Source organism: Alcaligenes phenolicus (assembly GCF_032063905.1).
Taxonomy (GTDB): domain Bacteria; phylum Pseudomonadota; class Gammaproteobacteria; order Burkholderiales; family Burkholderiaceae_B; genus Alcaligenes; species Alcaligenes phenolicus.
In genome coordinates, this window is record NZ_DAMBOE010000001.1 from 503,442 (window position 1) to 527,614 (window position 24,173).

A 24,173-nucleotide genomic window follows, 5' to 3' on the forward strand; every position below is an offset into this window, starting at 1 on the left:
TTATGAGCTCGGTGGCCAGTGCGTGGGGTAACGCTTGGATGGCTCATGATCAAGAGCACTCTCGGAATACCAGGTCCTCCTACACGCATTTTTCGGTGGATGGAGGCAACGGAGTTGGCGCAGGTGGGTACATGAGCGACTCTCAGCACAGGCTCCTGCATGAGATTCATGATCTCTCGGCGGGAGCACTTCCTGCTGCATCGCCGTTTTGTTTGGCTCTACTGTCTTTTTCTCGTTCGTGTCCCATTTCAGTCTTTCCACGAACAACCTCTCACACACCGCGTTTGCGGCCCCCTCGCAGTCTCACAGCTTAGTAACTGGTGAGGCTGCTGGTGTGGTCCCTGTCTCGTAACCACATCTCAATTCAAAATTTCTAGATTAAGTCCCTGTGTTGAAACCGGGGTATGGCCGTCTGTGCCTGGATTGATGATGGTTTTTCTTTTTTGTGGTTTTGAGCAGTCTTTGATACGCCAGCCTTTTATTTTCGATAAATAAATCGATTTTAAGAATTAATGCCAGTAAAGAGTTTTGTTCTTTATTGGCGGTGAGGCTGTTGAATGAAAGTTTTGTACACTAATTTTCATAAAAGTGAAAATATAAATGGACATGTTACGTATGTCAGGTTGTTGGTTGAGGGATTGTCTGATAGATGTGGGTTTTTCGTAGCGTCCCCGGGAGGGAGTGCGTTAAATAGAGCTGTGGAATCTGTTGATGGGGTCAATATTTTTAATGTTGATTACAGTGCTAGGGTTTATAAGATGATCCCCAGCTTAATTAAAATTAGAAAATTGGTAGTTAAGAATGGAATTGATATTGTTCATGTTAATGGGTCATCGGATCATAGAATTGTAGCGATAGCAATTATGTTTTTAAAAAACAAGCCAAAAGTGGTATTGACGAAACATAATAGCAAGCCAATAAGATATATTTCTGGGCTAATTAAAAGAATTATAGGTATGGATGGGGTGATAGCCGTGTGCTCATCCTCAGAGAGGATGGTGCGAGAAAGTGTCTATAAAAGTTTGAAGATTTTGAAAATTGAAAATGGAGTAGACACAGATTTTTTTAGCCCTAGTGGAGAAAAATGGTCTGTTGAGGGGTGGAGGGAAAAGCAGGGGCTGGTCGGGAAAATAGTGATAGGTAGCAATGCAGGAACGAGTAGGTATAAAGGCTGGATCAATATGCTGAGGGCCCTTGCCGCGTTGGGGGTTGAGGAACGAGCAAGATTTCACGTCGCAGTAGCAGGCGGCGAGATAGGCTTGGAAGAGATGGAAGAGATTAAAGTCTTGGGATTGGAATCCCAATTTACTTATGCTGGGATGCTGAGTGATGTGCGGGATTTTGTTCGCTCAATTGACATTGGGTTTGTCTTGTCTTATGAGGTTGAAACTATCTCGTTTGCGTGCAGGGAAATGATGTCTTGTGGAAAACCTGTCATTGTGACTAACTATGCAGGGCTTCCTGATAATGTGAATGAAAATGAAAATGGCTGGATAGTACCGGTTGGAGATGTAGAGGCTATAAGTAAAATCTTGCTATCCATTGCTAATAATGAAGTTGATGTGAATGAGATGGGTGGAAAAGCAAGGGAAAAGGCAGTAAAGGGGTTTGGTATGGAAAATTTTGTACTTGAAACTGAGGGTTTTTATAAACGGGTTTTAAAGGGGTGATTTTTTAATGAATCGCTAGTCAATGTATATGACTAGCGTTGTTTTTATGTTTCAATTATTTTTGAAATCTGGGTTCTGATGATTTTTGAAAATAATAAATTACAAATTAAAGCGATTGGCCAGGCTACGAACCAGGCTGTAGCCCATCTAAGGATGAATCCATTTTGAATCCCGGTGTTTATTAGTGTTATGGAAAAAGTCATGAAAAATGACATTGTAAAAGACATGGATATTGAAAATATGGTATTGGAATATTTTTTTGGAATAGCCATTTAGAGGGAGCCCATGATGCATCTTGTAGGTGATTTTGGGGTGAGGTAGTAAGTATCTGTCTTTGTATTCTCACATCCCCCCTGGGGGGATGTGAGAGTGTATCAGTAATCACTGAATAGGTAGGTGGCCTTAGCGTCGGGTAATGTGCTCGATCTGCTTGAGCCTGGTGAGGAGCTCGTAGCTCCATCCATGATGGAAGCGCAGTCCAGGAGTTCTAAATTTAGTGATAATATAGTCCCCTATACTATATTAGGAGTGCCATATGTCCCATTTGTCTCGTGAGAAAAGTAAGTTGATTGCGCGCGTCCGACGCCTCAAGGGGCAACTTGAGGGTATTGAGCGAGCATTGGATTCCGACGCAGCATGCATTGAGGTCTTGCGTCAGATTGCTTCAGTTCGCGGCGCTGTTGGGGGGCTGATGGCAGAAGTTATTGAAGACCATCTCAGAGAGCACGTCTTGTTGGCACCGACTGATGAGGAGAGGCAGCAGGGAGGAGAGGAAATGATCGAGGTGATTCGAGCTTACTTAAAGTAGTTGTCTTGCGTGTATCTATGGTTGTAGAGGTGGCAGATGAGTCAGAGTTCGCTAGGTGCTTATAAGCACAGTCATTTTTTTCTTGGTGCGGAACATCGGGAGAATGAACGGAAGGTCTGGTTGGTCATCATTTTGACAGCCTCCATGATGCTGGTTGAGATCATTGGAGGGACAATTTATGGCTCGATGGCCTTGGTGGCCGATGGTTGGCATATGTCTACTCATGCCGGTGCGATGCTGATTACGGCGTGGGCGTACCGGTTTGCTCGCCACAATGCTTCTAACCCTCGTTTTACATTTGGAACAGGGAAGCTTGGTGACCTTGCTGGCTTTGCCAGTGCGGTGATATTGGCACTGATAGCGTTGCTTATTGGCTGGGAGAGTTTTTGGCGATTGACTCAACCGATTGAAATTGACTTCAACCAGGCAATCGTTGTTGCCGTCGTTGGTCTGCTCGTTAATCTGGTTTGTGCTTGGTTGTTAAAAGACAGTCATTCCCATCATGGTCATGATCACCACCACCATCACGAGAAGCCAGAGCTACATGCGATGGCCGGCGACAACAATCTACGTGCGGCTTATATTCATGTGTTGGCAGATGCCTTGACGTCGGTTTTGGCGATTGCAGCCCTGTTATTAGGTCGTAGTTATGGTTGGCTTTGGGCTGACCCTCTCATGGGAATAGTAGGCGCGTTAGTTATTGCGCGATGGTCCTGGGGGCTGATCAGAACCGCGGGGAGTGTCTTGCTGGATGCGGTGGATGAGGGGCAGACTGTTGAGAGCGAGATCCGTGAGGCGTTGGAGCCAATGGGCTGCGAGATTGTTGATTTACATGTCTGGCAGTTAGGCCCTGGGCATTTTGCAGCGATAGTATCGCTGGTGTCACCGGAGCCGATGACCCCAGAGAGCTATAAACAACGGCTGGTTGATGTTCATGAGCTTTCTCACATTACTGTTGAAGTCCATCGGGCCAGTGAGCGTAGTAACCAAAGTTCGTTAGCTGAAAAGGTGAATCAAGATGCCTGCGATGCAGCACCCAGCGAGCGTAGTAAACATGCCCAGTTTGAAACGGAACATGGCCACTACGGCAGCAAGAGAGAGCACTAATGACCATTTATCTAAGCTAGAGAGAACAGGGATTTGCAGTGTCATCCCAAAGGTATGTTTTACAGTCACTTCTGTAAAAAAGGTGTGGATGGTAAACCAGACCGCCAGGTTCAGAATTACGCCAACTACCGCTGCCATAATCATGGACAGGACGACATTTAGGGCGCGGTTGTTGCGTAAGGCCTCGATGTATGGGGCACCGATGAATATAAAGAGAAATGAAGGGGCGAAGGTGACCCACTTGGCCAGGATGCCCCCCAGGGTTCCAGCTATTACGGGGTCCAGGGTGCCTGGCTGCCGGTAGGCGGCCATAAAACCAACAAATTGCACCACGCTGATCAGCGGCCCGGGTGTCGTCTCAGCCATCCCAAGACCCACCAGCATTTCTCCCGGTGCAAGCCAGTGGTAATGGTCGACAGCCTGTTGCGCAACATACGACAAAATGGCATAAGCTCCTCCGAATGTCAGTACGGCCATTTTGCTGAAGAAAGTGGCGATATGCGTAAAGACGCTGTCCGGACCTATGGTGGCCAGAAAAATAAAGAGCGGACCGAGCCAAAGACCAGCTCCAAGTACAGCCACCTTCAAGGCCCGAATATGGGATGGACGTACGTGCTCTGGTAGTTCCTGTGCAAAGGCGACATCAATGGCGGCTACTGGGATCTCTTCAGGTACTTTTGCCACTTCTTTGGTCTGAGGGCGGGGTGAATATCTACCTGATGCCTCATTGATCAGCCCTATCAGACAGGCCGCGACAATGATGGCGGGGAAAGGGACTGCGAAGAAAAAGATGGCAATAAAAGATATAACCGCCATTGCTACCATGAGCCTAGTTTTCAACGCTCGACGGCCAACGCGCATTACCGCTTCTAGTACAACGGCTAGTACTGCTGCCTTTAAACCGAAGAATAAGGCCTGAACGTATCCAACCTCACCATAGCTTGCATAGATCCAACTGAGGACCCCTAGCGCGATAAGACCAGGAAAAATAAAGAGCAGGCCGGCCCAAAGCCCCCCCCGCGTGCGATGGAGCAACCAGCCTATGTATACGGCGAGTTTGTGCGCTTCAGGCCCTGGCACAAGAGTGCAGTAGTTCAGGGCGTGTAGAAAACGCGTTTCGCTTATCCAGTTCTTTTCCTCAACGAGGATTCGATGCATCACAGCAATTTGGCCTGCAGGTCCGCCAAAGCTGAGTGCAGCGACACGAACCCACACCCAGAGAGCCTCTTTGAACGAAACGCCATGTCGTTCATGATCAGGGATGGGCTCCTGAACTTCTGCAGCTTGGGCGGATGGAGAGGAAATGTGAGCTTTCATTTTGGTTAACGCCGTTAATGGGGCTGCTGTGGTGGTTGAGAGCCCGTGTAGCTGGGTGTTGACTGAGGATGGGAGTAAAACTAGTTGCTAAAGTGGGCGTGTAAGGAGTCCAGAACGATCGACATTTCAGCGAGGAGTTGATCATCATCTAGTTGACGCTTCTTGGCTCCTGAGAGCATCGCTTCAAAACCTGATGCTTCAGGTACTTGGGCTCCCCCTATGTCTAAGGCGTGGACCATGGCTCCCAGGCGCACCAAAGCACGGTCGTGATTTAATCCAAAACTTCCCAGTAAAACCTCAAAACTGACCAGTTCTCCAACGTGTGAGAAGGTGGCTCCATCAAAATCAAAACCCAGCGCCTCGCTAGGGCAATCGGCAAGGTTATCTAGCCAGATGAAAGTGGCGTGAGGATCAATAAAGCGTTTTATTAGCCAAGCGCTGGCGACTCGATCAACCCAAAGGTGGCAGCGTGTGGCCCAAGTCCTGCCTTGATATTGAATCGGGTCTCGAGGGATGACGTTTCCGGTCTTGGATTGTGGCTCCCCAGGGGATTGCAGAACGGAGATCATGTTCACAAAGTCACGCCATTGCGTTTCGGCTTGAATCGAAGCAGCGCCAGGGAAAAAATCCGTTTGGTGGATAGCGTCATAGCTACGGGATAACTTGCGCTGCATTTTCTGGAGCTGACTCATGCTGAGAGTGGGTAATGACTTTCGAGCTATCCCCAGGTCTGTTAACCACAGTGCATATTCAGGGGAACGATCGAACTTGTTTTTAAATAGCTGATTTTCAGCTAGGTCCTTGGCCTGGACATTCAGGAGTAGGGCATCCCCACCTGCTTGCAGTGTCTCATCAGCCAATGCTTGAAGCTGGTGGACCTGCTTGACTTGAGCAGGTAGTAAATAGACCCCATCTCGTAGGGCAACGCAGCCCAGGAGTTTTACGCTGCGCCATATCCGCATGCGTGTTGTAGCGCGTGCCGATGGAAGACTAATAATTAGAAGTTGCCAAGAGTGCGATGTGGGAGTCATGAGAGTAGGCTAATTTCATGTAGCGTGCATTGCAATAGTGTAGAGATCTCTACATTAATGATTTTGCGACGTGAAAGGCATCCTTGGTGAGATCTAAGAGAGCCGTGGCGTGGGGGTCGAATCTGTATACCCGGTCAGTGTGTCACATCGTTCTCGCGTTCAAGTGCGGCGCACCTTCGGTGCTGGCGGCCACTTGGCCGTCTTTGACACTTGAGCGCTGCGCTGCGACGTGTCCTCTGGTTCCGGGCAGTTTCGCCCTCATAATCGGAGATACAAGATGTCGACAAAGTCACAACAGCAGCGATTTATTGGCTCAGCAAGTGAACCTCAACGAGAGATTATTCAACTATTGACAACGATTGCTCAGTCAAAGGGGTTAACAAGAGTCTGGGCTGACTGGGTGGAAATTAGTGCGGTTGCCTTGGCAAATGCCGTGGATAAAAACCAGTATGAGCAGCGAGAGCGTCGATATTTGGAAGTCATTGCCCAGTATGCAAAAGAGGAGGTGCATGGTTTTGCTAAAGCATTCGGACTCTTGGTTGAGTGTTTGGAGCAATGCGTCGTAGCTGGCGAGCTTGGGGACGTGTTGGGAACGATATTCATGGGCATGAATATGGGGGAGAGCAGATCTGGTCAGTTTTTCACGCCTTATGAAGTATCTCGACTAATGTCAGAGATGATTCTGGGGAGCCCGATGGCAATTAGTGATCGGTTAGGTGACAAAGGGTTCTTATCTATCCAGGAGCCCGCATGTGGAGCCGGTGGAATGGCTATTGCGTTGGCGCATACCTTGATGGATGAAGGGTACAACTATCAAGAAGTCCTTCATGTCACGGCGATAGATATCGATTTGCGATGCGTACATATGACTTACTTGCAGTTGGCTCTGCTGCACGTACCTGCAGTCGTCATTCATGGAGATGCATTAGCAGGCAGGATTAGGGGAAAGTGGTATACACCTGCTCATATCCTAGGTGGCTGGCCATTGAAGTTGGCTCAAGAATACAAATCATCTAGCAAGACAGAGAGCTCAGACAAAGGGGAGGTTCCTGTTCATGAGCTGCCTACTGGGGCCGACGAAGAGAACTCGGCTCAAACGATTGAGTTGACCGGGAGGGCTGGACAAATCAGCTTATTCTAAAAAAAACAGGCCCTTTTTAGGGCCTGTTCTTATTTGAGTGTGACGTTGTTAACGCTTTTTATTTGCTTGGGAAACGGCTGAGGCGGCTAGTGTTTTGGTGGTGGCCGCTGAGCGAGGGTTGCTCATGACGCTAGAGGCTTTGGTTTCAATCCTTTTACCTGTTTGAGCGGCTGTACCCGATTGGCGGAGTACCGAGCCCGCCATTGATTTTTGAACGTCACTGGCAGATGAGCTGCCAAGGGTTTTTCCAGCTAGTGACGCCACGCCGGATGAGGTTTGTTTCTTGTTAACAGACATAGCAAGTTCCTGGTTCTTAGTGGGGGGTAGAACGACTAAGGATCTGTCGTTTCATCTGCTAAATATACTATATATAGATTTTATTTAAAATTTTTAACTATATATAGTGTTTCCATTCATTTCTGGATTCTGTTTAAGGCGTTACTAAAGATAAGAACTGATACGTCGGCCCATTGGGGTACAACGGCCTTCTTGAGTCTAGTGTTTAAGGGTTAGCAAAGAAGTTAGTGCGCTCTAGCGCATAAGGCGCTCGCCGCGCGGCTGTGTTGCGTTCTCTTATAGCTGGGCTATCGCGGATCCGATCTCGTCAGTCCGTCGCCCCAACAACGCCGACCGTACCACTCCAGGCCCGCACTCCAAGGGCTTTCGCGGCATAAACCGCTCGCTTCGCTCCCTATTTATTCCACGGTCCCTTTCCGTTTGTCCTTCCATGGTTCGGCACGGCAAGGGCGACGAACTAACGAGACCGGCGGCACACACCGCAAGCCGAAATGTAGAACGCAACACATATCTACAAATCGGGCTCGGAATCTTCGATCCCGGTCAGCGGTAAATCCTTGGAATAAATAGAGGGGTGATTTATGGACGCAAAGAAAATACGGCTTAAGGGATTCATTGTCACTGAGAGGAACGGTGACGAAATTACTGAAACCCACTATGTGGTGAAGCCAGATGGGACTGTTCTGTTCAGCTCTGGTCATGACCCGTTGGATCCCCGTTTTGGCCCTCGAAACAGTGCTGACTGGGGCCAATCCTCCTCCTTGCCTAGCTGCGCTGTATTTGTTGGTTTTTTTTATATACACATGGCATGAAAAAGCCCCTGCCTGGCGGCAACCAGGGCAGGGGCAAGCATCACACAACCTAGAAGGAGTTAAAGCGATGCAAATTGATCTTATCAAATTAGCTTTTGAATTACGAGAGGCGCATGAGACTGCGACACCATTTCGTTTACCAGCCTTGACCATTGCTCAACTGGGGCGCTTATCCGCTTTGCTATCGGACACGTTACCTGTTGCTGGTAATTCGACCATTCATTAAATTGGCGGGAGTACATGCTATGAAACATAAGGCTATTCAACTGGATCCTCGCAAACTGCTTGTCTCAGGGCAGTATCAAGCCCGAAAAATGGCAAGTCAGACGCCGCTGTCACAATTAGCCGATTCGATTGCAGAAGTAGGCTTGCTCCATGCCCTGGCCGTGGTCAAGAGTAAAAAGCGTGGCTTCCATGAGGTTATTGCTGGTGGGCGCCGCACAAAAGCAATCCAACTTTTGATGGAGGATGGTCGTTGGTCAGAGGGGCAACTGGTCGACTGCAATCTTTATTCTGATGAAAATGCGTTGCTGATATCGATCACGGAAAATGTGCAACGTGAGCAGATGCACCCAGCGGACGAGTTTGAGTCTTTTGCGGCGTTGATTGATCAAGGAAAAACCATTGAAGATGTGGCTGCTGCTTTCGGGGTCACAGCAACAGTTGTACGTCGCCGCTTGCAGTTAGGGCGAGTCTCGCCCTCACTTATGCAGGCTTACCGTGCAAACGATTTGTCCCTGGATGCGCTGATGGCATACGCAGTTACCGATGATCAAAAACGGCAAGAGCAGGTCTATGCCAGTCTCGATATGTGGGATCGGAAGAATCCGCGAGTGATTCGCCGGTACTTGATAGATGAAGCTCTGACTGCCAGTCACCGGCTTGTCCGCTTTATTGGCCTGGTAGCGTATGAGACTGCTGGTGGCGGGGTGACGAAAGACTTGTTCGCCGATGAAGACGATCTGGACGGTATCTATCTTACTGATAGAGGGCTGGTTGAGCAGCTGGCGATGGCCAAATTGCAGGAAAACGCTGATTTGCTTAAACAAGAGGGCTGGTCTTGGGTGGAAATTACGCTTGAGACTGAATCGGTCAAGAGCCGATTCGGTCGCGTTAATGCGCAGCCAGTCGAATTGACCCACGAGATTCAGGCAGCTTATGACTCATTAAATGCCCAGGTTGAGCAGTTGTCGGAGACGATGAGTGACCTGGAGGAAGAGGGTGGCGACGAGGCTGAATGGCAGAAGCTGGATGAACAACGGGACGATTTATACAGGCAAATTGCGGGATTTGAAGACCTGGGCCACGAGTTCACATCTGCTCAAAAGAAAATTGCTGGGTGCATGGTCAGCGTGGATTTCCGAGGAGAGCTTGGTGTTGTCGCCGGCCTGATTCGTCCCGAAGATCGAGTGCAGGCACAAGAGTTGCAAGAGCAGTATCCGGGCTCCAAACAGGACTCTGGCCATGTTTCCTTGCCTGCCGTAAAAACCCGACCGATGCACTCCGAGCGCTTAGTGCGTCAGCTGACTGCTAATAAAACAGCTATCGTGCAAGCGGTGCTCGCCAACAGTCCGAACGTGGCATTGGCTGTGCTGGTCGCCCAGATGGCCCAACGCCATTTTGGTGATAGCTATTGTCGTCATGAGAGCTTTGGGCTGGGTATTTCAACGAGTTGCGAGGCATTGGAAACCCATGCGCCAGATCTTCCAAATAGCCGAGCAGGTCAGGAGCTGGCACGTATCGCACAGCATTGGGGCGATGTAGTTCCAGGCGCGGGCGGGGCAGCGGAAGGTGCTGCCTTGAGCTGGGCCTTGGCCCAGGATACAGATACTTTGCTAGAACTATTGGCTTATTTGGTCGCAACCACGGTGCAGGGTGTTCAGTGTCAGGAGTCAAACCGTGCTACTGCCCTAGATCGCTTGGCAGGCTTGCTCAATGTCTCCATGTCGGATTGGTGGAGTGCTACAAGTGAGACCTACTTGAGCCATGTTTCGAAAGATCGGCTGGTGGAGGTTGTTTCTGCAGAGGCTGCGCCTGAGCAGGCTGCACTGCTGGTGCGAATGAAAAAGGATGAGGCGAGTCAAGCAGCAGAGCAGGCTCTTGCAGGGAAGGGGTGGCTACCGAAGGTTATGCAAATAGCAGATTAGCTGGGGACTACTTTGCTGCCCCAAGAGGGGCAGCAAAGAGCAGGTTAAGTTGTCTGCTTTGGGACTGGAGTCGTCGTGATGATCACTTCGTTAATAATTTAGCTTAGAGCACGCTAACTTTATACTGAATTGTTATGATCTATTGTCCCGTGTTTTCGACTCTTATAGCTGTTTCTATTACGTATTTTATCACTTTCTCTGCGAATTCCTTAGTGGGATTGCTCCTGTTCGACCAGTTTACTTTGGTATTTCCTGCCTGAAATTGGGTTACATGCGGAAGTATGCGCTCGAAATATAGATGCTCACTAATATTTCCTCCCGCCAACGCATTGGCATTGAATTTTGCGACAGAATCTAAGTAACTCTCGAGATAGCTAAATATTTGAATTTCTTGCCCTTGTAATCCGGGGATTCTTTCAAGAATTTTATCTGCTTTACTTAAATTTCCATCTATCTTTGGAAAGTGTCTTTCCAATTCTTTGAAGAGAAAGAAGCGGCCAAGCGTGGCCTCCTCAACAGCGTCTTTGACACTATCGTTAAGCAATGCAGTTTGAGCTGCTTCAACATGTTTTCGGATCCTGTTATCGCTGATAAGGGATGCTAGAGAAATGTTCTCAAAATCGATATCCAGATATCGTTGGCTACTCAACACAAGGAAATCGTATGTGTAGGCTCGAAATTTCTCAGATTCTGAGCGTGCAGGAAGGTTGCCATAGTGCTTAAACGAGACCCTTGCCTTATTTAGCTCTAATATTTTTGCCTTATATGGGATTTTACCCTCGGAGTGGTTTTCAATTTTATCAAGTAAAGATGTGAACCCTTCGTTGTCTTTGACAGTAAGATCAAGGTGTTTGGCCACGCACCAGGACAACTGCTCCACAGCATCTTGGAATAACGAAATAGCCAAACCGGCTGACAAGGGTTCCATTTTCTGGGAGTATTGATCTGCAATCGAGAAAATTCGTTTAACTATAATTAGTTGTTCAATCATGGTAACGATGCCTTAGAGTACATAGCAATTTTGAATTTTACCTTAGTGCTTCCTTTCTTTCGTTTTTATGAGTTATTAATAAAAGGTAAGGTTTGTATTGGAGGAATACCTCGAGTGTGTCATTAAATCTCTGTGGAAATTAAAGTTTCATTGGGGATGTTTTAGTTAGGGGAGTGAAAAATAATCCAAATTTTTTTATGTTGTCAGAACTTATATCTCTAATTCTGGTCCTTCTGGCTTAATTTCCAGTTTTCGTGGCTCTAGGCTCGGTTTTTCCAGTTTCATGTATATAGATTTTTCTGTGCCTAGTAGATGACTTATTCGCTCGAAGGTAGCTTGTGGTACCTCTTGTCCCTCTAAATCCTTGGTGATACGTAGGCCCGTTTTATAGCTCTCTAATCCTTTGATGTAGTTGCCGAGCAACTCCGAGTTGTTACGGACAGCTGATGGCATATCCAAACCTTTCCGTCCTGCTTCGATGGAAATTTGAAAAAATTTTCTCAGCTGTAAAGATCTTGCATCAGGAGCATGCTGCTGTGTAATTACATGTTGATTAACGGTTGGGCGGTCGCGGTTGCGTAGCCCTTCTAGGGTAGTCTGTGCTTGCAAAATTTTTCTAGCAATCTCTTCATGGCTAGTTGGGCGTTTAAGCTCCAGTTTTGTCATTGTTTCCCGCAGTAGTGTTGTCCCGTTCTTCTTCGGCTTTTGGGACTCGGCTGAGTATGACATCTCATCACGTTTTTGCCGCTCATCAACTTGCTTCTTGTTAAGTTGATGACGGGTGGCCTGGTTTGTTCTATCCATGACGATCTCCGGTTGTATGGCAGCAGTGCTGCTTGGCGGTGCATGCGAGGTAGACGTTAAGAGCCGATTGCCTTGTCAACAGCAGGCATCGGCTCAATTGGTGAGTACGATTCCCCGGCTTTGCCGGGGCCCCATCATGGTGACGCTGCCTGGTCTGAGGACCAGGCAAGAGACCAAAAGTCCCCCAATGAGCTGGCGCTCTTTGTGGCCCTTAAGGTCTCACACAAGACGCACCCCTGCGGGGGTGCTGAAAGCCGCATGAATGCGAGCTTTCAAAAGATTGGTTGCTTTAGGAAGTGTGGAACACATAGCGCAACAAAATCATTTGCAAGCTAGTAAATGCGCCGTTTTTATGGGGTACGAATGTGGTGTTTTGGAATGTAGACATGGCTATTCCAGATGAAAGTCATCAATCATTAAGCAATAACAAAGCATGTGTTAATCAATTGATGAGCAAATCTTAAGCAGTCGTTTAGCAATTCCTGCGCCATTCATTAGCTGTTATTCAGCAATAAATCATCAAATGATCAAATTTCCAGTTCGTCATGCTGTTTCTCGGGCTTGGTGTAGGCCAATTCATGCGGCTTGACCTTGCTACGGGGCGGCAGCAAGTCGTGAGCCAGCCCTTTGTAGGCCTTTCTATCGACTGCTTTTGGTAGCAGCGTGGCGTTATCCGTGAAGACGGTGACCTCATGCCGTTCACGCGAAATACTCACGTAGTAGGTGTCTTGGGCCGTGGTGCGCGAAAAACTTTCCGCGTTGTAGAGCACGCGATCGCAGGTTAAGCCCTGGGCGCTGTGGGCCGTCGTCGCGTAGGCATGATCCAGGTGCAGGGGCTGGTCAGCGGATAAGGAGACGGCTCGGCCATTGGCCGCAATGGTCACCGAGTCCTGAGCAATACCGAGCACTTCATAGCGTTCGCCATTTGCCAGGTCGAGCTCAGCATTGTTGCGAGTGACCCGAACCATGTCACCTACGGACACTTCGGCGGTGTGCTGGTGATAGACTGATAGCGTACTCATGGTTTTCGGGATCACTTCAATAGGTTGAGCTCCCTGCCCGGGGTCAGGACGCAGGGGTAAAACGACCAGCCTATCGGTGGAGCGATTGCATTCGACCACCTCATACAGTTGGCCACGTTTCATCCCGTTCTTGTAATCCCGCTCGGGCTGGACGATATCGCCGACTGTGTAATATTTGGCGCAGCGACGCTCGGCTCGGGTGGTGTCGTGTCGCGTGAGCAGGCGGTATTGCCGACCTTTTCCGCTCAGACCTCTGAGTTCATGTACGCGTTGATTCAAGGCCTGGCGAGAGTGGTTGGTCCCAGTGACAATGAGCGTGTTGGCTTGTGCGGTATCAGACAGGTTGACATACTCGCGCGCGATCGCTTCGTAACGTGGACAGCTATCGCGTATTCGGGTGCCGTCATCCCGTTTTGTAATGCGATCATCAATCTGGACGACATAATCTTCCAGAACTTTGAGCGATGCGCTGGCTTTGCCAACGGCGGCCAGTTCGACCGCTTGCTTAAGTGTGTGGCTTTTCTGGCGCTGAATATCGCCCATGAGGGCGGTTTTCATACCTTGTTCTTGCAGCAGTGCAAATGCCCGTCCGGCCTCGACTGCCTTGGTCTGGCCAGTGTCTCCGAGCAACACGATGCGAGCACCGCTGGGCTGCAATCGGTGTAGCAGCTTTTGCATCTCGCGCACCGGGATGACTCCGGCTTCGTCAATGACGACGACCGTTTTCTCGCCCAGCTTGCTGTCCAGGCGCTCGGTCTCGGTGGCCGTTGTCATAGAGGCGACCGTGTTCGCTTCAATGCCGTCCTGGCGCAGATTGGCGACCTGTGAACCGTAAGGGGCCAGGGCGATCATGCGATATCCACGCGCTTCTAACAATGCTTTGGTTTCCTGTAGTGCAAATGATTTCCCTGTTCCGGCCAATCCTTGTACGCCCACCATCTGATCTTGGCCTGATAGCATCAGTTCGATGGCACTGCGCTGGCCTGGTGTGAGGGTGGTGTCGGTCAACTCCGCCTGCAATTGATCACGCGCTAGCACCGGCGCTACCTTGTCGCGTCCCGCGTGCATCATGGATACGATATCGCGTTCACTGTGTAACGCCGTCTGGGTTGCAAAGAGTGGTTCGGTGGGTGTCAACCGACCGACATCAATGGCCTGATCGATTTGCTGCAGGGCCTTGTTTATGGAGATACCGCGCAGTTGAACGAGCTCTTGCGCCCAGGACTGACGAGTGCGCGGTTTGGCGTCGTGTTTCGAGCTGCTACGGTAATGAAAAGCCCTGGCTACCAGCTCGTTTCGCGCAACCAGGCGGCTTAGAGACTGGCGTAGTTGCTCTGCGCTGACGGCTCCCTCTCCATGGCGAAGCGCATGGCTGAGCAATGCGGATTGGCTCATGACTGTTTCGCGCTCAGCTAGGTGCTTGATGGACCAGATCATCGCGGTATCGGCAATGCGTTGACGCGCCTCAGGCTCAGGTGAGTGGCGTGTAAGGCTGGCCAGATCCTTGGCGCGCTCTTTAGAGGCGTGCAGATTGCTCTGGAAGTCGATGCCAATGTCCTTGGATTGTGTTGTCCAGTCCGCTTGAAGCTGGTCGCGGGTGAACTCCTGGGTTTTGGCCTTGCGTGTGGCCAAAACGGCCATCTGACGTTGCGCGTGAGAGGCGGTGTGACCGCTCATGCCCACGTCGGCCAGGCGCTGGTGCATTTGCGTACTGCGTTTACTAAAGTGCTCGATCTGGTCACGTGAGATATGTGCCAGTTCGATGTGGTTCTTTTCAAAGCGCAGATCGTAGCCGATGGCGGTTAACTCTTTTGCCAATTCAGCCATGTAGATCGAGTCCAGAAGCGGGCGGGACTGAACCAGTAAATCATTATTCAGCGCGGCCCAACTGCCGTCCTTGCGCTGGGTCAGGTTCATGATGACGGCGTGGGTGTGGAGCTGCGGGTCCGGCGGGGAGTTGTCTGTGGCTCTGGCTGTTTCGTGTCTAAATTTACTGATGATCAGATTGCCGGTGTTTTCCACCTGCGATTTACCACGGATGGTTTGGCGTGACTGTGCAAAATGTTGCTCTGCATAGGCCAATGCACGCTCCACAGCGCGGTCATGGGCGATGATGATGCGCTCATCACCACCGATCAAGGCTTGCAGCGAAACGCTTTTAGGGGCTGAGATCGTCAGATCCAGGCCTGAGCGGGCCTGTGAATCGTGACGGATGCTGTTGCCAGCACTCACGCCATGGCCAAACTCGCCGCGCAACATGGCATGAAAGCGCTGGGTATCGACCGCGCCAGATGCGCCAAGCATCTCGGCTCCCTTGCCTTGCCAAATGGCGGCCTGGCCATCACGGCTGTAGTAGTCATCGGCCTGATCGCCATAGTAGTGCGAATGCTTGGCGGCCGAAGAGCGGTGTAAAACCTCTTTGGTAATCATGATGTGTTTCCTACTGACAAGACTAGGGCAGGCTGTCGCTGCACGTCAGCCGTGCTTTGTGTTGATCGGGGAATACGTTTGAGTTGAGTCGATTCAATGAACGGCTCAATCACTTGAGTAAACGGTTCAAACTGCAACTTGAACCGTGAGATCGGGTACTTACCGGCGAAGGCGACATAGCCAGTTAAATCATCAAAGGCTTGAATCTGCGCGGCGGTTACCACGCGTTCTGTGACCGGCGTATTTTGATCATTGGTATTGCGATCACCGACGGAGCGAGAGACGCTGTATTTATGGCGCTCCACCTCATGTTCGCCTAGGCTTTTGCTCAGATCCTCAGCAGTTTCATGGTCAGTTCGAGATCCGCCCAGAACCAGCAAGTTACGAAAACTGGCGCGAATCGTTTGAGCCTTTTTCTCGCCGTAGATGTACTCTAGTTGTGATGTGCTTTGTAGGCCAGCTACTCCACGTAGACCTTTTTTACGGCCCTTGGTCAGCCCATCTTCCAACGAGGGCAGGGCGTCCAAGCTGGCCAGCTCGTCGATGAACAACCACCAGCGTCGTTTTGCATCTTCGGGCAATGACAGGACAGCCGTAATGAAAACGTCAGCCCAAGACGAGACCAAAGGCTTCATTGCGGTCACCATGTCTTCGCGCCAGTTGATGAACAAGTTCCCACCGTTCGGATCATCAATCCAGTCACGAATCGAGAATGAGCCGGATTTCATGCTGGTGTGCTCAGATAGCTTGTTCGACAGGACAAAGCGCGCACTTGAAAGCGCTTTACTGGCTTCAGATGAACCTACAAACAGCGATTCAGCTAATGTGCCTTCCAAGTAGCTCTTGAGCTTGGCAGGGTCCTCAATCGTACATAGCCGGAACAACTCGTCGATGTGTGCCTTTTCAGGAGTGACGGTGTAGAGTTTCTTGGCTGTCTCGCGCAGCAACAAACGTCCGTAATCGTTCCATTCTTCTGCACTCTTGTCCTGGCTCATCGGTACCATTGAATGGGATAGGCGTTTCCAGTCATATTCCGCCCGAATTTCATTGAAGAACGCCCAGCCTGGTGAACGAGCATCGTACGGATTGAGGATGATGTCGCCTGGCTGCCAAAACTTGCTGAGCAAATCGCCATCGGGGTCGATCACAAACATTCGGTCCCCACGCTTTCTCACGGAATTGGCCATTCTGCGTAGCACCACGGATTTACCACTTCCGGTCGCCCCGCCGATAAGGGTGTGAAGGTTTTCAACTTTGACGGGCATCGGCACAGAGGCCACATCCACCTGTCGGTGTACTCGGTCCGTGCATTGCGAACGTAGCTTGGCAATAGGGACGACTTTAGTTCCACGGATATGTCGTGTGAAACGGTCGCCTTCAAAGCCGGCCGTGCGTTTAAACATTTTGCTTAACGCGATGACGCCAACTAAGGACAAGGCGAATCCAAGGGCTGGTGGGATATAGAGGATGGGGAACTGGGCTGTTGCCGTCAGTAGATGCCAGGTGGTGCGTGCGTCCCAACGATTGACCGTCACTCCGCTGGCCAAGCTCGCGGCTGTTATCCATGCTAGAAGCGGGAATGCAACAATCATCAATACCGATAATCGTCGTCTCGTAATCGGTGACATAAAAAATCCTTGAAAAAGTTATGCCCCGGGGCTGAGCCCCAAGGCATAGGCAGAATGACTTTTTTTAAGCAAGAAAGCGCAACAAGAGTGCGGTGGCTCCAGCTCCAGCACTGGCCCCAACTATCAGTGCCAGGATGGCCATCTTGCGTGCCGAGACGTGTGCAAATCTTGCATATCGAGAGGTGTCCGCACTGATTAGCTTCAACTCAGCGCGAATAGGTGAAAGGCTGCCTTGCACGTTGTGTACCACTTGATCGGTCAGATCCATGCTGGCGCGATCGAGTACGGCCCCTAGTGTGTTGGCCAAGTCCTCGGGCAAGGCTTGTAACTGTGCATTGGCAGCAGAAAAAGCTTCAATACCGGCCAGTAGCGCGGTGGCAGTTTCGCGCAGTTTGTCGTTGACGCGCTCTGTGCGTTCGATCAGTCCAGCCACATCCCCCAAGGTCTCCTGAAACAGCAGATCCAGCTTGGTCCGTGCTGTTTTTTCGTCACTCATGTGAAGCTCCGTTGGTGGCAGGTAGCAGTTCCTCGAATAAGGCCTGGAAGGCGCGATGAAGCTGACGATCTACTGGGCGGGCTAACGCTTTTAACGCGTGCATGTCCGACAGATGTGAGATGCGTTTGCGATCTTTTGGGTCCGCCTCGCGCAATTGCTGACGGTAGTCGTTCTGATCGGCCAGTATCGATGCGATGGTGATGCGTTTATCGGCCAGCAGCTCGAACACCTCATTCTCGAAAATGACGGCGTTTGGATTGGCGATGAATTCGCCGGTCTTCTTGGCGTAGGTCAGCAGCGCCAGAAACTCTTCATCTACGTCGCTTTCTACACGGTTGAACAGCACTCGAATTCGATGTGCAGGTACGCCTAGACCGCTTAAGGCGGCAACGGTCTTGATGGTTTCTCGCTGTGCTTTGCCCGTCGGGACAACCGGTAGAACGAACTGGTCAATTTCTTCGTGAGACAAGTCGTAGCGCGACATATGCGCCAAAAACTCCTCGATGTTCGATGCCCCAACGTCCACGATGGCGTCGTCCAGCGTGAGCAAATCACGGAACAGTTTTCCAAACTGCATCCCGCGCAATTGGTCTACATCCAGCCCCAGATCGCCCGCTGTTTCATTCGTCGATTCGATAGCGAAAATCTGCGCATGATTCAAGCGTGGGGCTAGCAGATGCGACGCCACGACGGTTTTACCAACTGAGCCGGTGTAGTTCAAAACGGCGATTTTCATGAGAATTTTCCTTCAGGTTGTGAGGGTGAATCAAAAGAGGGTCAAGAGGGTTTAGGTCCGGCTCGCATAGCGCGGCCTTCTTCGCGCAGTGCATCCAGATCAATGTCCATGTCGCGGAATCTGCGCAGATCGGCAGGTGATTCGATGGAATTAGGTCGGCCTTGTACTGCTTCGCTGCTGTGAGCCTGAGCCTGAGCCTGGGCCGGAGTGCTTGTCGTGATGGGCGGCACTGCCACGCTATGAGAAGGCTGGGGCGAGATTGAAATCTCGGTTGAGGGTGAGCGAGGTTTCTTACGTTGACGAAGCCGCCACAGCGCATTGGCAAACACGGTTTGTGAGATCTCGATGCCCGCTGCGTTCAAATCTTCGACGACTGCGGCATATGACGAACCGTTGGCCAGTCGCTGTTCAATGATGGGCAGTAGTAAACGAATGCGTGCAGTGACTGTGGCTCGCGGGTCAGCATCGGCCAATGCGCGACGAAATTGCTCGACGAATTGGTCAGGTTGCATGAGTAGGGTTCCTGGTTGTGCTGGAAAGCAAATGCCACTTTCCATGTTGAAGGCAGAAGCGCGGCAGTGTCGCGCAGGGGGAGCCGCGCCCGGATACGGGCGTGGGGGGCATAGCCCACGGGGAAGGGTCGAGGCCGCAGGCCGACTTTGGGAGGACTGGACAGGGAACCCGGCAGGGGTTCCGCGGCCAAGGGGAACACTCATCCCCGCCCGATAGGGTGGGGACCAATGTTCTTCTGGGGGCTACCTTTCCCCCACGCGACAGGCGTGGGGGACTGACTTGATATGAGGTTGGATAAGCAACAGGAAAAACGAGGACGCGTTATGTGTTTTTTAGCGTCTTAGAGACCTAAGACTCGACAGACCGATCGTTTGAGTTATTCACAGCCCTATAGGTAGAAGATAGGTAGAAAGAAGGTAGAGGTGTAACAGAGCCTCTGAAAGCCGCATGGTTAAAGGTTTTCCTGGTTTTTAGTGCGACGCTATGCCGATAAAGCGCGACGCTACGCCGACAATCCGCGATGCTATGCCGAAGTTGAGCGATCCTATGCCGATAGTCAAAGCACGTTATCCACAGGTGGTTTTGGGCAGTTTTGCGGCCTGTAAGCGCGATCCTATGCCGATAAAATCGAGATTGCGTACTGAGATTTTTAAGCTACTAGAGCTTCGTCACTGGCTCGATTCCAAGTGGCTTGCTCCACTCCACGCCTGCTCATTTCGATGCGCGGGGAGATGATTAATCCGAGCTCAGCGAGTTCATTAATGGCTCGTTGCAAGCTGGCTTTGAAATCTCGCATCCGGCCCATGTATTGGGCACGTTCTTTGAGAAGCTGCAAGCTGTAGCGTTGCTCCGCATCCTTTGACGTTCCGATCAGCCGTTGAAGACTTTTCGAGAGCTCATGACGCATGTTCAAACGTGTTTTCCAATCAATTAATGTGAACTCGCGGTTGCCAAAAATAGTCGCCCAACGGGGATCCACATACAGCCTGTACTCATTTAGTGCATCGTCGTAATCGAAGCCTCCTAGCATCGCTAGGACACGACTGGCCGGGTGGTGGCCAAAGCTGTATTTGAGAACGCCGTTGCTGCGGCTAGCTTCGATGGATAGCGTAAAGCGAGCCAGATCCTTCATCCCGCTATGAAGCCAGTCGTACTGGCTTCCCCCGATCGGTCGACCAAGGGCGCGCAAAAAATCAGCCCGGTTTATTACAGGTTGATGCTCTGATGGGCAGGTCATTTGAAGATAGATGGCGTGCATCCAGATATCGGCGTGATCCTCTCCAAGCTGTTTGCCAGAACCTTTGATGAGTATCCTGTCGTTTTGTAGAAGAGTGGAGTCGTCGTGTAGGGCACGGTTGCCACGGGCTATGGGTGCAAAGATGCTGCTGCGTGCGATGCAGTTGGGCATGGCGCGTGTGTGTTCTCCAATACCCGGTAGATACATTCGCTTGAATACGGGTTTTCCTATGAGTAGGGCTGTTTGTTCCTCCTCTTCCTTCTGTGCCGCCGTTCGGTGGCTGGCAGTTTTGGCCAAACGGCTAAGTGCCTCGTTTAAGCGGTGTGTGGAGTGATGAGTGTTCGAGGACATGGCAATCCAAATAGCGTCAGCGCAGAGACGCTTTTGCTTGGATTAGCGCCCCTGTGCTATTCAATAAAAAGACCGCTTCATGCACACGGTGCATGTGAAGCGGTCAAATCGTTGCAGAGGGGCTGAGCTCAGACGGTCAGCTGTACATCGGCAGTTCGTTACCCAGTTTTAGGCTGCGTCGAGGTTGCAGATCGGGCAAGCCATGCTCTTTAAAGAATTCCCGACGGGCGCGTAGCCACTCTTTGTAGCGCCATCCGTATCGGGTATCCCAGGGATAGCTGGCGTCAATTTTGGCTGCAATCTCTACTAGGTTCTGTTGATGGGCACGGCCTTCACTGTAAATATCGGTCATTAGCTTGTAGGAATAGACGGCGAAGCCAATGCCTTCATAGGGTTCATTCATATCGATTTCCTCCAATCAGGTGCTCAGGTCTCGACGGCGTGGTTGATAGAAAATCTCACGTAGTTTGAAACGATCAAAAAACAGGACGATATCGACTGTATTTCGCAGGAAGGCCTGTATGGTCGCCAGATCTAGCTGGCCGCCAGTTGGCGATTGCTTGATCAATGAGGCTAGGCGGTCGTAGGTATCCAGTGAGCTATTTGCGTGTGTTGTTGAAATGGATCCTGGGTGCCCCGTATTGAGAGCAACCAAATACTCCCAGGCTTCACCACCACGTAATTCGGCCAGAAATATCCTGTCAGGTGATAGGCGCATACATGCCGCAACACAGTCGGTCGCTGTCACACGGCCGTGGCTACCGCCATAGAGCATGTGTACCAAGTTCCTGTGGTTGGGAAGGATGAGTTCATGGACATCCTCAATCGTGATGATGCGTTCCTCTAGTGGCACACGTTCTATTAAGGAGCGGGCAAAGGTTGTTTTCCCAGAGCCGGTCTTGCCAGCAACGATGATGTTGCGGCGAGCCTGAACTGCCTCATGCAGAAAACGTGCAATCTGACCTTCGTTTTTTAGTTGAAGTAGGAGGTGATCAGTCGGTGTTAGACCGCTTTCGTCGAGTAGATCCAGGCTGTCGCAAACCTCGTTGAAAGCGCCTTCTGCTTCCAGCTCGTCTAGTGTTTTGACTAACTGGGTGTGCTTGCGGATATTGATTGCAATGGTGTTATCCAGGCATCCAGGCGCTTGTACGATTTGTCCCCGTTCACCGTCAGGCAGTATGACCGACATGATGGGAGCTGGTGCCAAGCCGTTATACACAGACAGTGAGAGCGATAGACCCTCTAAGCTAGATAAGGTCAAAGGCATGCACTCGTGCTCATGCCAGGCTCCGTGCTGACGCACAAATACGGAGTAGGGGCGCACAATCGCAAGTTCTGAAATAGTGGGGTCTTTAAGATACGGTTCGAGTGGCCGTAAGGCTGCCCGAACCGCAATCCCTCGGTCCACACTATTGACGGTAAGTGGTGGGTTTGAGGTCATAAACTTTACTGAAGTCCAAGTCGCGGGCGACCATAATTCCGACTCGTTCGCCCTGGTTCTTATACAAGGTGGGGGGAATATCCAGTGAGTGTTCCAAAATCTTGGCAACAACCTCTTGGCCACCCTCGCGGGTGTTATCAAACCTGATATTGCCGTCCCCCTTGTTCCCTTGGTTCGAGGCCCAATTGCCTAAGTCGCCGAGGAGACTGAGCAAAATGGCATTGCCCAAGCGATCCCAAAAGTGGTGATCAATGGCACCGTCAACGCCCGCCTCACCCAACGGACCCGTCCCCGGCGAGCTGAGGTTGAGAATGACGCCACTGGGTGTTTCAAGGCGATGCCATGTCACAAATGCGCGTGGTTGACCCTGTTCGATGCCACCGCTTTGATAACCAACAAACTTGGTTCCAGCATCAATAAGGACGACTTTCCCGTTCGCACTCATGACGTTCTGGGTGGCGTTGCAAGTCAGCATTCCTGCTTGCGCGGTAACCAATCGAGTTTGCATGACGCAATCGATCATCGTGCCTTGGGTAATCAAGAAATTACGATTCCCTAGTTGCCCCGCCACAGAGGGAGCAAGCTCTAACGGGCGTAACTGACTCGCTAATGGACCGGCATCATCTTGAGCCGTTACCGAGGTCCCGGCGTTCTGTTGTGTGTGCTGTTGCCCCTGTTCCTTGTTCTGAGCGCGTAGCGGACTGCGCAGCCGTCGAGCATCAACACCATTGATCAGGTTGGGAATCATGGGCAACGTGATAGTGCCAGTTTGCTCTTGGGATGATGTATCAGCCGTAGAGGTATCTGGCTTAGATGCAGGTGTAGGAGTTGGCTGCGCCTTTAGCTCAGGTAATCGAAGCAGGTTGCTGATGCCACTGGTGGTAGGGTCTGCATTCTCAACAGGGGTTTCAGCACGAGTGCCTGTCATGTTCCAGATGACGATTGCAATGATGCAGATACCGATCACGAGGCAGAGCCACAGAAAGCCACGGGCACCCGGAGGCAAGGGGCGACGCGTACTTCCAGTGTTGCTTGGCCCCCGATCATCAACGTCATGTGAGTTGGTTTGGTTGAGGCTCATTTCAAATACTCCTCCGTTTTGAAAATGTGAGTCAAACCACGGCTCTGTGCTTGCCAGGCATCCGCATTGCTATCGATGAGCAATATGTTCCCAGGCCGAATGGTGGTGGTTGCGGCGTATGCTTGCCCCTGCTCATTGACTGGTTGGACGATTGGCAGACGGTTTGAGCTGAAGGTCATGAGCGTTTTGCCGTCCTTTTGTTCTATGTGTTCGGGGCCCAGTTCAAAAGCTTGCGGATCGTAAGCCGGTTGAGCCGGATAGGCGGTGGCGGCAGGGCCAGCAGAAGAGGAGGGCAGGGAAAGCGGTTTAACACCATGGACGACACGCTCGACAGAGGGAGAGGCTGTTCCTGTATGTGGCTTTGTGGGTGTCTGTCTAAATGCGGCGTTATGGATTGCGACTACATTGCCTCCGAGCCGAATATGCCAACGTGCGCTAGTGCGATGTAGCACCATCGTTCTGTGATCGGCCATGTGGTAATTCGTGAGCACTTCCTGGCCATCATCTGTGACTCGATAAATGGCGGGGATTTCGGCGGTTGGTGCAAACTGCATCCAGGTTTGATGGCCGTCATCCCAAGCGTGTATCGGAGCCAAATCGAGGTCGCCACTCTTGGAATATGCTTGCCAGTTCACTGGAAGACCTACCTGAGAAAATGCGGTTTGAACCGTTTTTTCATGCTGCTGTTGGCGTGCTTCTATCGCTTCACTGTCGGGATAGCGCATGATCAATTTATAGAGGGCCTGTTTTGTCTCCCGCTCGTTGTGGTACTCGATTCGGAAGGTATAGTTCCGGCGGTCAGTGACTACGATCAAGTTGGTATCAGCTTGATCAACCACAGGCTTGAGAAACAGATGATTGGTGTATTCGGTAAATTCATAGGCTTCACTGTCACCGAATACATGAAACAGATAGTTTTCGCCTTCTTCTAACTCGATCATTGTTCCCACACCGATCACGGAATCGAGCTGGGTGACATTGTGAGGGTCGTAGTTGGCGTAGCGTATCCGGTGGTCAGTGCCTGCTTGTTTGGGCAGATCTAGGGCGAGTGCAGGCGTAGCGACCAGGCACGCCAGTGCCACCGCAAATGCCGTTTTGGCAAATCGGTTCATG

At 50.9% G+C, this 24,173-nt stretch carries 22 protein-coding genes; 6 read left to right on the forward strand and 16 right to left on the reverse strand.

The window, feature by feature from the left end:
* Positions 1–557: 557 nt before the first annotated feature.
* Entirely contained in the window at positions 558–1,670 is a 1,113-nt protein-coding gene (locus U2949_RS02290) for a glycosyltransferase family 4 protein (protein WP_321285921.1), read from the forward strand.
* Between the two features lie 44 nt (positions 1,671–1,714).
* Here the strand turns inward: U2949_RS02290 and U2949_RS18715 are convergent, their stop codons facing one another.
* Complete coding sequence (locus tag U2949_RS18715; RefSeq protein ID WP_407654150.1) at positions 1,715–1,942, reverse strand: DUF2798 domain-containing protein; 228 nt, start codon at positions 1,940–1,942, stop codon at positions 1,715–1,717.
* 263 nt (positions 1,943–2,205) lie between these two features.
* On the opposite strand from U2949_RS18715, the gene U2949_RS02295 reads away from it, so the two are divergent.
* Positions 2,206–2,478 (forward strand): metal/formaldehyde-sensitive transcriptional repressor, encoded by a 273-nt coding sequence (locus tag U2949_RS02295; protein WP_321285923.1) that lies wholly within the window; start codon positions 2,206–2,208, stop codon positions 2,476–2,478.
* Positions 2,479–2,514: 36 nt separating this feature from the next.
* On the forward strand, positions 2,515–3,585 hold the full coding sequence (dmeF, locus tag U2949_RS02300; RefSeq protein ID WP_321285925.1) for a CDF family Co(II)/Ni(II) efflux transporter DmeF: 1,071 nt from the start codon (positions 2,515–2,517) through the stop codon (positions 3,583–3,585).
* On the opposite strand, the gene chrA is transcribed toward dmeF, so the two are convergent.
* Complete coding sequence (gene chrA / locus U2949_RS02305; protein ID WP_321285927.1) at positions 3,475–4,902, reverse strand: chromate efflux transporter; 1,428 nt, start codon at positions 4,900–4,902, stop codon at positions 3,475–3,477. The genes dmeF and chrA overlap by 111 nt on opposite strands.
* Positions 4,903–4,982: 80 nt before the next feature.
* Positions 4,983–5,933 carry a chromate resistance protein ChrB domain-containing protein gene (locus U2949_RS02310; protein WP_321285929.1) on the reverse strand — a complete coding sequence of 317 codons (951 nt, stop codon included), beginning with the start codon at positions 5,931–5,933 and terminating at the stop codon, positions 4,983–4,985.
* 277 nt (positions 5,934–6,210) lie between these two features.
* Here U2949_RS02310 and U2949_RS02315 point away from each other — a divergent pair, with 277 nt between their 5' ends.
* The gene (locus U2949_RS02315) at positions 6,211–7,074 is read left to right on the forward strand and encodes an N-6 DNA methylase (protein WP_321285931.1); all 864 of its coding nucleotides are present in this window, start codon (positions 6,211–6,213) and stop codon (positions 7,072–7,074) included.
* Between the two features lie 48 nt (positions 7,075–7,122).
* On the opposite strand, the gene U2949_RS02320 is transcribed toward U2949_RS02315, so the two are convergent.
* On the reverse strand, positions 7,123–7,371 hold the full coding sequence (locus tag U2949_RS02320) for a hypothetical protein (RefSeq protein WP_321285933.1): 249 nt from the start codon (positions 7,369–7,371) through the stop codon (positions 7,123–7,125).
* Positions 7,372–8,043: 672 nt separating this feature from the next.
* Between U2949_RS02320 and U2949_RS02325 the strand changes: the two genes are divergently transcribed.
* Together U2949_RS02325 and U2949_RS02330 are read left to right on the forward strand one after the other, a co-directional pair.
* Positions 8,044–8,409 carry a hypothetical protein gene (locus tag U2949_RS02325; protein ID WP_321285935.1) on the forward strand — a complete coding sequence of 122 codons (366 nt, stop codon included), beginning with the start codon at positions 8,044–8,046 and terminating at the stop codon, positions 8,407–8,409.
* 19 nt (positions 8,410–8,428) lie between these two features.
* Positions 8,429–10,330, forward strand: a complete 1,902-nt coding sequence (locus U2949_RS02330; RefSeq protein ID WP_321285937.1) for a ParB/RepB/Spo0J family partition protein — start codon at positions 8,429–8,431, stop codon at positions 10,328–10,330.
* 139 nt (positions 10,331–10,469) lie between these two features.
* Here the strand turns inward: U2949_RS02330 and U2949_RS02335 are convergent, their stop codons facing one another.
* From U2949_RS02335 to U2949_RS02390, 12 genes are all read right to left on the reverse strand, one after another.
* Positions 10,470–11,321, reverse strand: coding sequence for a hypothetical protein (locus U2949_RS02335; protein ID WP_321285940.1), 852 nt, complete (start codon positions 11,319–11,321; stop codon positions 10,470–10,472).
* A 210-nt stretch (positions 11,322–11,531) separates the two neighbouring features.
* Positions 11,532–12,125, reverse strand: coding sequence for a hypothetical protein (locus tag U2949_RS02340; RefSeq protein WP_321285942.1), 594 nt, complete (start codon positions 12,123–12,125; stop codon positions 11,532–11,534).
* 527 nt (positions 12,126–12,652) lie between these two features.
* A complete protein-coding gene (mobF, locus tag U2949_RS02345) occupies positions 12,653–15,577 on the reverse strand; it encodes a MobF family relaxase (protein ID WP_321285944.1) in 2,925 nt (974 codons plus the stop codon).
* Positions 15,574–17,205, reverse strand: coding sequence for a helicase HerA-like domain-containing protein (locus U2949_RS02350; protein ID WP_321285946.1), 1,632 nt, complete (start codon positions 17,203–17,205; stop codon positions 15,574–15,576). The genes mobF and U2949_RS02350 overlap by 4 nt, the downstream gene beginning before the upstream one ends.
* Before the next feature lie 64 nt (positions 17,206–17,269).
* Positions 17,270–17,701 (reverse strand): hypothetical protein, encoded by a 432-nt coding sequence (locus U2949_RS02355; RefSeq protein WP_321285948.1) that lies wholly within the window; start codon positions 17,699–17,701, stop codon positions 17,270–17,272.
* Complete coding sequence (gene stbB / locus U2949_RS02360; RefSeq protein WP_321285951.1) at positions 17,694–18,437, reverse strand: StbB family protein; 744 nt, start codon at positions 18,435–18,437, stop codon at positions 17,694–17,696. Before stbB ends, U2949_RS02355 begins: the two co-directional genes overlap by 8 nt.
* A 41-nt stretch (positions 18,438–18,478) precedes the next feature.
* Positions 18,479–18,949 carry a hypothetical protein gene (locus tag U2949_RS02365; RefSeq protein ID WP_321285953.1) on the reverse strand — a complete coding sequence of 157 codons (471 nt, stop codon included), beginning with the start codon at positions 18,947–18,949 and terminating at the stop codon, positions 18,479–18,481.
* A gap of 650 nt (positions 18,950–19,599) precedes the next feature.
* Positions 19,600–20,538 carry a TrfA gene (locus U2949_RS02370; RefSeq protein ID WP_321285955.1) on the reverse strand — a complete coding sequence of 313 codons (939 nt, stop codon included), beginning with the start codon at positions 20,536–20,538 and terminating at the stop codon, positions 19,600–19,602.
* Between the two features lie 136 nt (positions 20,539–20,674).
* Positions 20,675–20,941, reverse strand: coding sequence for a hypothetical protein (locus U2949_RS02375; protein ID WP_321285956.1), 267 nt, complete (start codon positions 20,939–20,941; stop codon positions 20,675–20,677).
* Between the two features lie 15 nt (positions 20,942–20,956).
* Complete coding sequence (gene virB11 / locus U2949_RS02380; RefSeq protein ID WP_321285960.1) at positions 20,957–21,979, reverse strand: P-type DNA transfer ATPase VirB11; 1,023 nt, start codon at positions 21,977–21,979, stop codon at positions 20,957–20,959.
* The gene (gene virB10 / locus U2949_RS02385) at positions 21,948–23,060 is read right to left on the reverse strand and encodes a type IV secretion system protein VirB10 (RefSeq protein WP_321285962.1); all 1,113 of its coding nucleotides are present in this window, start codon (positions 23,058–23,060) and stop codon (positions 21,948–21,950) included. The genes virB11 and virB10 overlap by 32 nt, the downstream gene beginning before the upstream one ends.
* Positions 23,057–24,172: a TrbG/VirB9 family P-type conjugative transfer protein gene (locus U2949_RS02390; protein ID WP_321285964.1), complete on the reverse strand. Its 1,116-nt coding sequence runs from the start codon at positions 24,170–24,172 to the stop codon at positions 23,057–23,059. The genes virB10 and U2949_RS02390 overlap by 4 nt, the downstream gene beginning before the upstream one ends.
* Position 24,173 lies beyond the last annotated feature (1 nt).